General features: G+C 75.4%; 13 protein-coding genes and 1 pseudogene. 10 read left to right on the top strand and 4 right to left on the bottom strand.

What is annotated here, in order from left to right:
* Window positions 1–35: 35 nt before the first annotated feature.
* A complete protein-coding gene (locus O7627_RS22550; protein ID WP_278095488.1) occupies window positions 36–854 on the top strand; it encodes a DUF2470 domain-containing protein in 819 nt (272 codons plus the stop codon).
* Between the two features lie 42 nt (window positions 855–896).
* On the opposite strand, the gene O7627_RS22545 is transcribed toward O7627_RS22550, so the two are convergent.
* The 3 genes from O7627_RS22545 to O7627_RS22535 are packed head-to-tail and all read right to left on the bottom strand — an operon-like array spanning window position 897 to window position 3,130.
* A complete protein-coding gene (locus O7627_RS22545; protein WP_278095487.1) occupies window positions 897–1,574 on the bottom strand; it encodes a TetR family transcriptional regulator in 678 nt (225 codons plus the stop codon).
* A gap of 54 nt (window positions 1,575–1,628) precedes the next feature.
* The gene (locus O7627_RS22540) at window positions 1,629–2,384 is read right to left on the bottom strand and encodes an ABC transporter permease (RefSeq protein ID WP_278095486.1); all 756 of its coding nucleotides are present in this window, start codon (window positions 2,382–2,384) and stop codon (window positions 1,629–1,631) included.
* Complete coding sequence (locus O7627_RS22535) at window positions 2,381–3,130, bottom strand: ABC transporter ATP-binding protein (RefSeq protein ID WP_278095485.1); 750 nt, start codon at window positions 3,128–3,130, stop codon at window positions 2,381–2,383. Before O7627_RS22535 ends, O7627_RS22540 begins: the two co-directional genes overlap by 4 nt.
* A gap of 118 nt (window positions 3,131–3,248) precedes the next feature.
* Between O7627_RS22535 and O7627_RS22530 the strand changes: the two genes are divergently transcribed.
* The 4 genes from O7627_RS22530 to O7627_RS22515 are packed head-to-tail and all read left to right on the top strand — an operon-like array spanning window position 3,249 to window position 6,571.
* Complete coding sequence (locus O7627_RS22530) at window positions 3,249–3,680, top strand: MerR family transcriptional regulator (protein WP_278095484.1); 432 nt, start codon at window positions 3,249–3,251, stop codon at window positions 3,678–3,680.
* 22 nt (window positions 3,681–3,702) lie between these two features.
* Window positions 3,703–4,155, top strand: coding sequence for a phosphoribosyl-AMP cyclohydrolase (hisI, locus tag O7627_RS22525; protein ID WP_278095483.1), 453 nt, complete (start codon window positions 3,703–3,705; stop codon window positions 4,153–4,155).
* Window positions 4,152–5,831 carry an anthranilate synthase component I gene (locus O7627_RS22520; RefSeq protein WP_278095482.1) on the top strand — a complete coding sequence of 560 codons (1,680 nt, stop codon included), beginning with the start codon at window positions 4,152–4,154 and terminating at the stop codon, window positions 5,829–5,831. Before hisI ends, O7627_RS22520 begins: the two co-directional genes overlap by 4 nt.
* The gene (locus O7627_RS22515) at window positions 5,828–6,571 is read left to right on the top strand and encodes a Trp biosynthesis-associated membrane protein (protein ID WP_278095481.1); all 744 of its coding nucleotides are present in this window, start codon (window positions 5,828–5,830) and stop codon (window positions 6,569–6,571) included. Before O7627_RS22520 ends, O7627_RS22515 begins: the two co-directional genes overlap by 4 nt.
* Before the next feature lie 2 nt (window positions 6,572–6,573).
* Here the strand turns inward: O7627_RS22515 and O7627_RS22510 are convergent.
* Window positions 6,574–6,795 (bottom strand): annotated as a pseudogene (locus tag O7627_RS22510) (hypothetical protein); the annotation flags it as partial.
* Window positions 6,796–7,169: 374 nt separating this feature from the next.
* On the opposite strand from O7627_RS22510, the gene trpC reads away from it, so the two are divergent.
* The 5 genes from trpC (at window position 7,170) to O7627_RS22485 (ending at window position 12,727) form a co-directional block, all read left to right on the top strand.
* Complete coding sequence (trpC, locus tag O7627_RS22505) at window positions 7,170–7,973, top strand: indole-3-glycerol phosphate synthase TrpC (RefSeq protein WP_278098379.1); 804 nt, start codon at window positions 7,170–7,172, stop codon at window positions 7,971–7,973.
* A 43-nt stretch (window positions 7,974–8,016) separates the two neighbouring features.
* Complete coding sequence (trpB, locus tag O7627_RS22500; protein ID WP_278095480.1) at window positions 8,017–9,261, top strand: tryptophan synthase subunit beta; 1,245 nt, start codon at window positions 8,017–8,019, stop codon at window positions 9,259–9,261.
* Complete coding sequence (gene trpA / locus O7627_RS22495; RefSeq protein WP_278095479.1) at window positions 9,258–10,085, top strand: tryptophan synthase subunit alpha; 828 nt, start codon at window positions 9,258–9,260, stop codon at window positions 10,083–10,085. The genes trpB and trpA overlap by 4 nt, the downstream gene beginning before the upstream one ends.
* Before the next feature lie 80 nt (window positions 10,086–10,165).
* Window positions 10,166–11,497, top strand: coding sequence for a prolipoprotein diacylglyceryl transferase (gene lgt / locus O7627_RS22490; RefSeq protein ID WP_278095478.1), 1,332 nt, complete (start codon window positions 10,166–10,168; stop codon window positions 11,495–11,497).
* Window positions 11,498–11,527: 30 nt separating this feature from the next.
* Complete coding sequence (locus O7627_RS22485; protein ID WP_278095477.1) at window positions 11,528–12,727, top strand: NAD(P)/FAD-dependent oxidoreductase; 1,200 nt, start codon at window positions 11,528–11,530, stop codon at window positions 12,725–12,727.
* The last annotated feature ends 89 nt before the right edge of the window (window positions 12,728–12,816 follow it).

Here is a 12,816-nt window from a genome sequence, read left to right as displayed (position 1 = left end):
TAAGGCGAGCCTAACCCGTGTCGGAGGTCCGTGTCATGCAGCCCAGTCCCGCCGAGGTCGCCCGAACCCTGGCCACCGGCCACCTGGCCGGGCGGGTGCAGGTCGCCTACCGTCCCGGCGCCCACCAGGTCCGCCACGCCGTCGACCGGCAGGGCCGGGTGCTGCTGCTCGTGTCGATAGTGGACGATCTAGCCCTGGCGCTGCTGCCGGTGACCGGCGCGGACGACGCCGCCGTGGTGCTCGACGTCCAGGACCTGCCGCCGGCGGCCGGCGCGCCGTCGCTGGGCCGGGTCTGGATCTCCGGCTGGGCCGCGCCGCTGACCGGACCCGACGCCCGCCGGGCCGCGCTGGACTTCGCCGACGTCGACCCGACCGGTGACCTGCTCGACGTCGGCACCCGGCTGACGATCTACCGGTTCGACGCCGCCGAGGTCCGGCTGGAACGCGCCGGCGCGATGATCGACATCGACCCCAAGGAGTACGCCGAGGCCGAGCCGGATCCGCTGCACCGCATCGAGCGGGACCTGCTCGCCGACCTCGCCGACCACCACGCGCCGGAGATCGCCGACTTCATCCGCCGCCAGCTCGGCGCCAGCGCCGAGCGGGTCCCCGCCGGCTCCCCGGAGCCGAGGGTGGTGCGGATGGACCGCTACGGGCTACTGGTGGCGCTCGGCGCGTACACCGCGCCCCGGTGGGCCAGGCTGGCGTTCCCCCGCCCACTGTGCGGCCACGCCGACCTGGTCCGGCTCCTGCACCCGGTGATCTGCCGGCGCGGCCGCGAACACCCCGGCCACGAGACGCACGCGGAGCCGATCGCCCACCCCAACCCCGCCGCCCGGGGGGACCGGGCCTGACCGGTCAGTCAGCCGCAGGCGGCACCGGTCAGCCGCCGGATGTCACCGGTCAGCCGGCGGCGCCGCGCCGGCGCCGCCCGGCCCGGTGGCGGTCGGCGGCGCCGGCGTCGTCAGCAGGTCGGCGGCGTCGGCCAGGTCGCCGGTGAGATAGCGCTGCAGGGTGGGGCCGACCGCGGCGGCCACCGCCTCGGCCGGCGCCGACGCCAGCGGCTCCAGCTTGACGATGTAGCGCATCGTGGCCAGCCCCAGCAGTTGTGAGGCGACCAGGGAGGTGCGCAGCGGCGCCTCCCGGGGATCGAGGTCCACCTGGGCCAGCACCCGGCGCAACACCTGCGTCACCAGGAACTCGCGGAGCAGCCGGCTGCCCCACTCGCTGCCCACCGCCGACCGCAGCAGGGCCACTCCGCCCGCGCCGGCGGGCGAGTCCCAGACCCGCAGGAAGAGCCGCGCCAGCCGCTCGCCGAGCCCGTCGACCCCGCCCGCCAGCACCTCCGGCAGCAGGGCGCGCGGGTCGACCGGGGAGCGGATGGTGGCCAGGAAGAGCTGGTCCTTGGTGCCGAAGTAGTGGTGCACCAGCGCCGGATCGACCCCGGCGTCGGTGGCGATGGCGCGGATCGAGGCGCGGTCGAACCCGCGTTCGGCGAACGCCGACCCGGCGGCGGCGAGGATCGCCTCCCGGGTGTCCGGGTTGCCGGGCCGTCGACCGGTCCGTCGTGCCATCGCCGTCCCTCACTCACCCACCGCGCCGCGCCGGCGCGCCGATCCGGTACGCGGTCAGCCGGTCCGCCGCCGCAGGGTGGCCGCCGCGAGCACCAGCGCCACCAGCACGGCACCGCCGACCACCGCGAGGTCCCGCCACATGGTGCCGGTCGGCTCGGCGTGCGCGCCGACCTCCTGGAGCGCCTCGACCGCGTACGACAGCGGCAGGACGTCGCTGACCGCCTGCAGCCAGCCGGCCATCTGGTCCCGCGCGACGAACAGGCCGCAGAGCAGGATCTGCGGGATCACCACGACCGGCATGAACTGTACGGCCTGGAACTCGGTGCGGGCGAAGGCGCTGCAGAACAGCCCCAGGGCCACCCCGAGGACGGCGTTGAGCACGGCGATCAGGATGACCAGCCCGCTGCTGCCGGCCGTGTCCAGGTCGAACACCCAGTAGGCGAAGCCGGCCGCGACGCTCGCCTGCACGGCCGCCGCGAGCCCGAACGCGATGCCGTAGCCGAACAGCAGGTCGAGCCGGCCGAGCGGGGTGGTGAGCAACCGCTCCAGCGTGCCCGAGGTGCGCTCGCGCAGCATCGCGATGCTGGTCACCAGGAACATGATCACGAAGGGGAAGATGCCCAGCATGACCAGGGCGACCCGGTCGAAGGTGGTCGGCTGGCCGGGCACCGACGGCTGGTCGGCGTACATGAAGTAGACCACCGTGAGCAGCAGCGCCGGCACCACGAGCAGCAGTGCGACCGTACGCCGGTCGTGGCGCAGTTGGCGCAGGATGCGCCCGACGGTGGCAGCAAGGATGCGAGGGTTCATCGGGTCACCGCCCGGCCGGAGTCGGACTCGGCCGCCCTGGTGCTCGCCTCGATCAGGCGGAGGAACGCCTCGTCGAGGTCGTCGGTGCCGGCCGCGGCGCGGACCGCCGCCGGGGTGTCCTCGGCGATCAGCCGCCCCTGGCGGATGAGCAGCAGCCGGTCGCAGCGGGCCGCCTCGTCCATCACGTGGCTGGAGACCAGCAGGGTGGTGCCGGCCGCGGCCAGCGCGTGGAACCGGGCCCACAGGTCGGCCCGCAGCACCGGGTCCTGGCCGACCGTGGGTTCGTCGAGCACCAGCAGTTCGGGTCCGCCGACGAGGGCGCAGGCCAGCGAGGCGCGGCTGCGTTGGCCGCCGGAGAGGGTGCCGACGAGCTGGCCGGCCGCTCCGGCCAGGCCGACGTCGGCGACGGCCCGGTCCGCGTCGGCGGCCGGCACGCCGTGCAGGGCGGCGAAGTAGCGGGCGTTCTCCCGCACCGTCAGGTCGGCGTAGACGCTCGGCGCCTGGGTGAGGTAGCCGATCCGGTGGCGCAGGCGGGGTGCGCCGGCCGGTTCACCCAGCACGGTGATCGTGCCGCCGGCGACGATCTGGACGCCGACCACGGCCCGCATCAGAGTGGTCTTCCCGCTGCCGCTCGGGCCGAGCAGCCCGGTGACGCTGCCACGCGGGATCCGACAGCTCAGGCCGTGCAGGACCGGCCGCTTGCCGCGTCGTATCTCGAGGTCGCGAACCTCGATGGCGGTCTCCATGAATGATCCTCCGGAATTCATCGAGCAATGAACTCAACGGTAGATGAAATACTCCGACGCGGGCAACCGACGGTAATGAACTTGACTCCGGGCCGGCTCGGCCTGGAACCCTGAACGGGTGGAGTCCTCACTGCGAACCGACACCGGACAGCTCCCGGTGGTCGACGACTCGACCCTGTCGGTCGGCGCCGCCGCCGAGCGGGTCGGCCTCACCGCCTACACCCTGCGCTGGTACGAGCAGGAGGGCCTGGTCGCCCCGGTCGGCCGGGACTCGGCCGGTCGGCGCCGCTACCGCCCGCAGGATCTGGACTGGCTGCACCTGCTGACCAGGCTGCGCCGGACCGGGATGCCGGTCCGCGACATGCGCCGCTACACCGACCTGGCCCGCCAGGGCGACCACACCCTGGGAGCCCGCCGGGAGCTGTTCGAGGCGCACCGGGACCGGGTGCTGGCCCGGATGGCGGAGCTGGAGGACGACCTGAAGGTACTCAACTACAAGATCGACCTCTATCGCCAGATGGAGGCGGAGACGCCGCCCGCCGGCCACTGAGCCGGTACGCAACAATTGGCCCGTGCCAGTCTCCGACCGACCCGTGGCCGCCCCGCCCGCCGCCAGCAGCCCGCCCGCGCCCGGCCCGGCGCGACCCTCCGCGCTCGATCCGGCGATCGCCCGCCGGCTGCGCCGCACCGCCGACGGTCTGGTGGCCGCCGTGGTCCGGCAGCACGACTCGGGGGAGGTGCTGATGCTGGCCTGGATGGACGACGAGGCGCTGCACCGCACCCTCACCACCGGCCGGGCCACCTACTGGTCCCGCAGCCGCCGGGAGTACTGGGTGAAGGGCGCCACCTCCGGCCACCACCAGTACGTCCGCGCGGTGGCGCTGGACTGCGACGGCGACACGGTGCTGGTCAGCGTGGACCAGGTCGGCGCGGCCTGCCACACCGGCCGCCGGACCTGCTTCTCCGACGAGCTGCCGGTCAGCTCGCCCGTTCCGGCCGACGGCGACGCCCGGGAGTCGGCGTGACCACCGGCGCGGTCAGCCCCGACGAGTCGACCTTCCACGAGCTGGCCCGGGACCGGCGGGTGGTGCCGGTCATCCGCCGGCTGCTCGCCGACGGCGAGACACCGGTCGGCGTGTACCGGAAGCTGGCCGGTGGGCCCGGCACCTTCCTGCTGGAATCGGCCGAGCAGGGCGCCGGCTCCGGCGGCACCGCCTGGTCCCGCTACTCCTTCATCGGCGTCCGCAGCGCCGCCACCCTGACCGAGCGGGACGGCCGCGCCCAGTGGCTCGGCACCCCGCCGCCCGGCCTGCCGACCGGCGGGGACCCGGTGGCGGTGCTCCGGGAGACCGTGGCGGCCCTGACCGGGCCGGCCGGACCGGTCGACCCGGGCCTGCCACCGCTGACCGGCGGGATGGTCGGCTACCTCGGGTACGACTTCGTTCGCCGGCTGGAGCGGCTGCCCTCGCTCACCGAGGACGACCTGCGGCTGCCCGAGCTGGGGCTGATGCTCGCCACCGACCTGGTGGTGCTGGACCACTTCGAGGGTACGGCGATCCTGGTCGCCAACGCCGTCCTGCCGGCCATACCCGAACCGGCCGGCGCGGCCGAGCCCGGCGCGGCCGAGCCCGGCGCGGCCGAGCCCGGCGCGGCCGAGCCCGGCGCGGCCGAGTCGCGCGCGGCCGGGTCCAGCGCGGGCGGGTCCAGCGCGGGTGACGGCGGCGACCGGGCGGCGGCGGTGGCCGCGGCGTACCACCACGCGGTCGGGCGGCTGGACGCGATGACCAGCGCGCTGTCCCGCCCCAACCCGCCGATGATCTCCACGGTCGGGGTCGCGGCGCCGGGCGAGGTGACCAGCCGGACCCCCGAGGGCGGCTACCCGAAGGCGGTGGACGAGGCGAAGGAGGCGATCCGGGCCGGCGAGTGCTTCCAGATCGTGCTCGCCCAGCGGTTCGAGCGGGCCACCCGGGCCGACCCGCTCGACGTCTACCGGGTGCTGCGGGCCACCAACCCGAGCCCGTACATGTACCTGCTGCGGTTCGACGGGTTCGACATCGTCGGCTCGTCCCCGGAGGCGCACCTCAAGGTCACCGCCGGCGCCGACGGCGACCGGCGGGCCATGCTGCACCCGATCGCCGGCACCCGGCCGCGCGGCGCCACCCCGGAGCAGGACGCCCGGCTCGCCGCCGAGCTGCTCGCCGACCCGAAGGAACGCGCCGAGCACGTGATGCTGGTCGACCTGGGCCGCAACGACCTGGGTCGGGTCTGCCGGCCGGGCAGCGTGGAGGTGCCCGAGTTCGCCACCATCGAGCGGTACAGCCACGTCATGCACATCGTCTCGACCGTGGTGGGCACCCTGCGGCCCGAGCAGACGGCGTTCGACGCGCTGGCGGCGACCTTCCCGGCCGGCACCCTCTCCGGCGCCCCCAAGGTGCGGGCCATGGAGATCATCGAGGAGCTGGAGCTGACCCGGCGCGGCCTGTACGGCGGCACGGTCGGCTACTTCGGCTTCGGCGGCGACCTGGACATGGCGATCGCCATCCGGACCGCGCTGATCCGCGACGGCCGGGCCTACGTGCAGGCCGGCGCCGGCATCGTCGCCGACTCCGACCCGGCCGCCGAGGACCGGGAGACCCGCAGCAAGGCCGCCGCCGTGCTGGCCGCGATCGCGGCCGCCGAAACCATCCGACCGGCACGATGAGCCAGCCCGACCCACCGGGCCCGGTGGACCGGGGGGCGCCGGGCCCACCGCCGCAACCGGCGGCCACCGGCGTTCCGGCAGCGGTCGGCGGCCCGGCCGACCCGGTCGGACCCGGGGATGCCGGCGGACCGGACGAGCCGGGCCGCGGCGGGCGCCGCCTGCTGGCGTACGCGGTCGGGGTCTGTCTGGTGGGGGCGGGCCTGGCGCTCTTCGCCGCCACCCGGACCTGGGCGGTGGAGGTCACCCTGCGGCCGACGCCGCTGCCCGCCGTGCGTACCGACCGCACCGGCGGCGACCTGCTGCCGTGGCTACCGGCGCTGGCGCTGGTCGGGCTGGCCGGGGCCGGCGCCGTGCTCGCCACCCGGGCCACCGCCCGGCGGCTGATCGGCCTGCTGCTGGTCGCGGCGGGGGTGGGGATGGCGGTCGGCGCGGTCACCGGGCTGGGCGACACCGACCGGGGTGGCATCGGCCCGCTCTGGCCGCTGGCCGCGCTGCTGGGCGCCGGCCTGACCGCCGCCGCCGGCGCGGTCACCGCCGCGCACGGGCACCGGTGGCCGACGATGGGCGCCCGCTACGAGCGGCGCTCCGGTCGCCGCCGGCCCGAGCGCGCGGACCGGGCGGACCGGACCGCCGGCCGGCCGACCGACGCGGCCGACAACGCCGGCTCGGCGCGGGTCACCGGCCGGCGCACCACCGAGGTCTGGGACGCGCTGGACCGGGGCGAGGACCCCACCGGCTGACCGGCGGCCAGCAGTGCCACCAACCGGCGTACCTCCTCGCGCTGGTGGGCGCGGGCCCGGTCGGCGCAGACCGCCTCCCAGGCGTTGCCCTGCGCGGTGCGGACCCGGGCGTCGCCGACGAGCGCCCGTTCGACGGCGTGCGCCACCCCGGCGGCGATGGAGAGCAGGACGCGCGGGATGCTGCGCAGATCACGGGCGGTGCCCGGCTCGGTAGCGGCGTTCATGGTCGTCTCCAGGGGGAGAAGCGATCCTGCGTCAGCGGCGGTCCCGCGACCAGTTTGCCCCACCCCGAGGGTGCGCGGGCGGTGTTTCGCGGCGGTGACCCCGCCGTCAACTGTTAGCTGCACGGCGGCCACGGCTGTGGTGTCATAGGGCCGTGATCGTCGATGGATATTGGGGCGCGGCGTGCCAATTCGATCACCGGAGGGCGGTCATTATGCCCGAGTCCACCTCGTGAGGCGCGCCATACCCCCGGCACCGCCCGGCGCCGGTGGACACCTAGCATCGGCCCATGACGCCCGGAGAGGGGAGTCCGTTGGTGACTGCTGAGCATGGGCACGCCGAAGGGGACGGTGCCGCGTCGGCGGCGTCCGGGAGCGTGCTCGACGAGATCCTGGCCGGCGTCCAAGAGGACGTGGCGCGACGGCAGGAGCAGGTTCCGCTGGAGCAGATCCGGCAGCTGGCCGCCGAGGCACCGCCACCGCTGGACGCGTTCGCCGCGCTGCGCCGTCCCGGCGTCGCGGTGATCGCGGAGGTGAAGCGCTCCTCGCCGTCCAAGGGACAGCTCGCCGAGATCGCCGATCCCGCCGAACTGGCCGGCGAGTACGCGGCCGGCGGCGCCCGCTGCATCAGCGTGCTCACCGAGGGCCGCTGGTTCGGCGGCTCGCTCGACGACCTCGCCGCGGTGCGGGCCGCCGTCGGCGTGCCGGTACTGCGCAAGGACTTCGTCGTCTCCAGCTACCAGGTGCACGAGGCGCGCGCGCACGGCGCCGACCTGGTCCTGCTGATCGTCGCGGCGCTGGAGCAGAACGCCCTGGTCGGTCTCCTGGAGCGGATCGAGTCGCTCGGCATGACCGCCCTGGTCGAGGTGCACACCGAGGAGGAGGCCGACCGGGCCCTGGAGGCGGGCGCCCGGGTGATCGGGGTGAACGCCCGCGACCTGCGCACCCTGGAGGTGGACCGGTCGGTGTTCGAGCGGATCGCGCCCGGCCTGCCCAACGGGGTCGTCAAGATCGCCGAATCCGGCGTCCGCGGACCGCACGACCTGATCCGGTACGCCTCGGCCGGCGCCGACGCGGTGCTGGTCGGCGAAGGGCTGGTCACCCAGAAGAGCCCCCGCGAGGCGGTCGCCGAACTGGTGAACGCCGGCAACCACCCGGCCACGCCCCGGCCGGTGCGGTGAGACCGCCGGCCGGCCGTCCGGCCACCCGTGAGAGGACCACCCGATGAGCACCGACGCCCTGGCCGCCGAAGCCGGCCAGCTGCCCGACGCCGCCGGCCACTTCGGCCGCTACGGCGGGCGGTTCGTCCCGGAGGCGCTGATCGCCGCCCTCGACGAGTTGGACGCCGCCTACCGGCACGCGATGACCGACGAGGGCTTCCAGGCCGAGTTCACCGCCATGCTGCGCGACTACGCCGGCGTACCGTCGCTGCTCTACTCGGCCCGGCGGCTGTCGGCGGAGGTCGGCGCCCGGGTCCTGCTCAAGCGGGAGGACCTCAACCACACCGGCGCGCACAAGGTCCGCAACGCGCTCGGTCAGGCGCTGCTGACCAAGCGGATGGGCAAGCCGAGGGTGATCGCCGAGACCGGGGCCGGCCAGCACGGGGTGGCCAGCGCCACCGCCGCGGCCTACCTCGACCTGGAGTGCGTGGTCTACATGGGCGAGGTGGACACCGAGCGGCAGGCGGTGAACGTCGCCCGGATGCGGATGCTCGGCGCCACCGTGGTGCCGGTGACCACCGGCTCGCGCACCCTCAAGGACGCGATGAACGAGGCGATGCGCGACTGGGTCGCCAACGTCGACCGCACCCATTACCTGATCGGCTCGGCGGCCGGCCCGCACCCGTTCCCGGCGATGGTCCGCGACTTCGTCCGGGGGATCGGCGTGGAGGCCCGCCAGCAGTGCCTGGACCTGACCGGAACGCTGCCGGACGCGGTGGCCGCCTGCGTCGGCGGCGGATCCAACGCGATCGGCATCTTCCACGCCTTCGTCGACGACCCGGCGGTCCGGCTCTGGGGCTTCGAGGCCGGCGGCGAGGGCGTCGACACCGGTAAGCACGCGGCCAGCGTCTCCGGCGGGTCGGCCGGCGTGCTGCACGGCGCCCGCACCTACGTGCTGCAGAACGCCGACGGGCAGACCCTGGAGTCGCACTCGATCTCGGCCGGGCTGGACTACCCGGCGGTCGGCCCCGAACACGCCTGGCTCAGCGACATCGGCCGGGCCAGCTACGCCCCGGTCACCGACGCCGAGGCGATGGCGGCGTTCCAGCTGCTCTGCCGCACCGAGGGGATCATCCCGGCGATCGAGAGCGCGCACGCCCTGGCCGGCGTGCTCAAGACCGTGCCGGCGCTCACCGCCGAGCTGGGCCGGGAGCCCACCGTGCTGGTGAACCTCTCCGGCCGGGGCGACAAGGACGTACACACCGCCGGCCGGTACTTCGGCGTGCTGGACGAGGAGAAGGCGCAGTGAGCATCTCGGTGGCGTTCGAGAAGGCGCGGGCCGAGGGGCGCGCCGCGCTGATCGGCTGCATGCCGGCCGGCTTCCCGACCGTCGACGGCAGCATCGCCGCGATGATCGCGATGGCCGAGGCCGGGGTCGACGTGATCGAGATGGAGCTGCCGTACTCCGATCCGGTGATGGACGGCCCGGTGATCCAGAAGGCCAGCGACATCGCGCTGGCCGGCGGCGTCCGCACCGCCGACGGCCTGCGGATCGTCGAGACGGTGGCGGCCACCGGCGTACCGGTGGTCACGATGACCTACTGGAACCCGATCGAGCAGTACGGGGTGGCCGCGTTCGCCCGCGACCTCGCCTCGGCCGGCGGCACCGGGCTGATCACCCCGGACCTGATCCCGGAGGAGGCCGCCGAGTGGCTGGCCGCCTCCGACGAGCACGGCCTGGACCGCACCTTCCTGGTCTCACCGTCGTCCACCGACGCCCGGCTGGCGATGACCCTCGCGCACTGCCGGGGCTTCGTCTACGCCACCGCGCTGATGGGCGTCACCGGCGCCCGGCAACAGACCTCGGCCGCCGCGCCGACCCTGGTCGGCCGGGTCCGGGCCGCCCTCGCCGCCGCCGGACCGGACCGCGAGCGGCTACCGGTCGGGGTCGGCCTCGGGGTCGGCACCGGCCCGCAGGCCGCCGAGGTCGGCTCCTACGCCGACGGAGTGATCGTCGGCAGCGCCCTGATCCGCTGCCTGCTGGACGCCGAAGATCAGGCCAGCGGACTGACCGCGCTGCGCCGGTTGAGCGCCGAGCTGGCCGAGGGCGTCCGGAGCGGCGTGACCGTCTGACGGCGCGCTTGCGGTACCGGCGCATTGCCGGCCGTACCGGGGTGCCGCGGGCACCGGGTGCGACGGTAGCGTGTGCACCCGTGACCCTCGCCTCGCTTCCTCCACTGGCGGCCCTGCCCAGCCCGACCACCGCGATCTGGGAACTCGGACCGCTGCCGATCCGGGCCTACGCGCTCTGCATCGTGCTGGGCATCGTGGCCGCCTGCGCGGTCACCGAGGCGCGGCTGCGGCAGCGCGGCGTCGCCCCCTGGGCGGTGCTGGACATCGCCGTCTGGGCGGTGCCGGCCGGCATTATCGGCGCCCGGATCTACCACGTGATCACCTCGCCCGGGGCGTACTTCGGCGCGGACGGCAACCCCATCGAGGCCCTCTACATCTGGCAGGGCGGCCTCGGCATCTGGGGCGCGGTGGCCGGCGGCGCGGTCGGCGCCTGGTGGGCCGCCCGGCAACTCGGCATCCCGTTCGCCGTGGTGGCCGACGCGCTCGCCCCCGGGCTGCCGCTGGCCCAGGCGATCGGCCGGTTCGGCAACTGGTTCAACAACGAGCTGTACGGCGGACCGACCACCCTGCCCTGGGGCCTGGAGATCCACCGGATGGACTCCAGCAACCCCGGGCACGCGCTGCGCGACGAGAACGGCAACCCGATCCTGGAGCCCGGCCTCTACCACCCGACCTTCCTCTACGAGGTGCTCTGGAACGTCGGGGTGGCCGCGCTGGTGTACCTGGTCGACCGGCGGTTCAAGCTCGGCCGGGGCCGGGCGTTCGCGCTCTACGTGATGGGCTACACCGTCGGCCGGTTCTGGATCGAACTGATGCGCACCGACCCGGCGAACCTGATCGGTGGGGTCCGGCTCAACGTCTGGACGTCCGTCCTGGTCTTCGCCGGCGCGTTGATCTACTTCCTCCGGGTCCGGGGGCCGCAGGAGTACCTGATCCCGCTGGACGCCGACGGGACCGGTCTCGGCCGGCCGGTCGACGCCGGCACCGGCGCCGAGGCGGACCGGCCGGCGGCCGACCGCGCCGGCGCGGACGCCGCGGAGGCCACCGAACCGGCCGGCGGCGTCTCCCAGGTCCGGCTCTCCGAACGGCCGGCCCCCCGCGCCGACGGGCAGCCGGCCGGCTACCGGGTCGTCACCGAGGAGCAGTTCCACGCCTACCAGCGCACCGGGCAGCTCCCGGCCGATCCGGCGACCGACGACGCGACCGAGCCCGCCAGCGCGGCTGACGCGACCGAGCCCGCCAGCGTGGCTGACGCGACCGAGCCCGCCGCGCCCGGTGCCGCCACGGAGCCGGCGGCTGCGGGTGACGCCGACGCCGACGCCGCGCCGGCCCGGGCCGACCAGCCGTCCGCGGCGGGGGAGCCCGACGAGCCGACCGGACCGGACGGGGATCGCCGGGCCGGAGAACGCTGACCGAGAACGTCGAGCGAAGGAGCCGGACCGATGCGTACGGCCGTGGTGGTGGGCGGAGGAGTCGGCGGGCTGGCCGCGGCGGGCGCGCTGGCCCGGTCCGGCTGGCAGGTCACCCTGCTCGAACGGGAAGCCCGGGTCCGGGCCGAACGGACCGCCCTGGTGCTCTGGCCGAACGGGATCCGGGCTCTGCGCGCGCTCGGGCTCGGCGACGGGCTCGACGCCATCGCCACCCCGCTGCCCGACATCGGCATCCGCCGGCCGGACGGGCACTGGCTGGTCCAGCCGCGGGCCCTGCTCGGGGAGCGGGCACCGGTCGTGGTGCACCAGGAGGACCTGCACGACGCCCTGATCGCCGGGCTCGGCGACCGGGTGGAGATCCGTACCGGGATCTCGGTGCGGACGGTGCGCGCCGTGGACGCCGACCGACCCGCGGTCGGCGACGGCCGCACCACGTTCGAGGCGGACGTGGTGGTGGCGGCCGACGGCATCGACAGCACGATCCGCCGCCGGCTCGCCCCGGAGTCCAGCGTGGTCAGCTCGGGGTGCGCCGCCTGGCGGGCGGTGATCCCCTGGTACCGCGCCCCCCGGTTGCCCGCCGACCGGCCGATCGGGGAGGAGATCCTCGGCGCCGGCTACCGGTTCGTCGCGGCCTCGCTCGGCGAACGCGGCTCGTCGGGCGGGTCCACCCGGGGCGGCATCTACTGGGTGGCCACCGCGGCCGGCGCGTCCCGGCCCGAGCCGCCGGTGACCCAGCTGGCGCTGCTGCGCCGCTGGTACGCCAACTGGCCGGCGCCGATCGGCGACCTGCTCGCCGCCACCGAGCCCGACGACCTGCTACAGCAGGAGGTACGCGAGCTGCGCCCGCTGCCCCGCTGCTACGGCTTCCCGGCCGGTCCGGGTGGCGTGGTGCTGCTCGGCGACTCGGCCCACGCGATGCCGCACCACCTGGGTCAGGGCGCCTGCCTGGCGTTCGAGGACGCGGCCACCCTGCGCTCGGTGTTGCGGGAGGCGATCCCCGGCGACCAGACCCGGGCCGCTGTCGAGTCGTACAGTCGGCTGCGCCGGCCGCGCGCGGCGACCGTGGTGCGACAGACCCGGCGGATGGCGGCCGTTCTGCAGACCCGAGGACGGCTCGCGTTGCGCGCCCGGGATGCGGCCCTCGGCACCATCACCCCCCGGTTGATGGGCAGTGCCGCGTCGGCCGCGGCGCAGTGGCGACCGCCCAGCTGACCGGCCCGTCACCCGGACCCGGATCCGGTCCTGAGTAGACGTCCCGGCGGCCGGTGCCGGCCGGCCCCGCGGTGACCCGCCGCCGCCGA

Source organism: Solwaraspora sp. WMMD1047 (genome assembly GCF_029626155.1).
Lineage (GTDB): Bacteria > Actinomycetota > Actinomycetes > Mycobacteriales > Micromonosporaceae > WMMD1047.
Note: the sequence above shows the minus strand (reverse complement) of the source record. Positions and strands in the feature narration are given on the sequence as shown.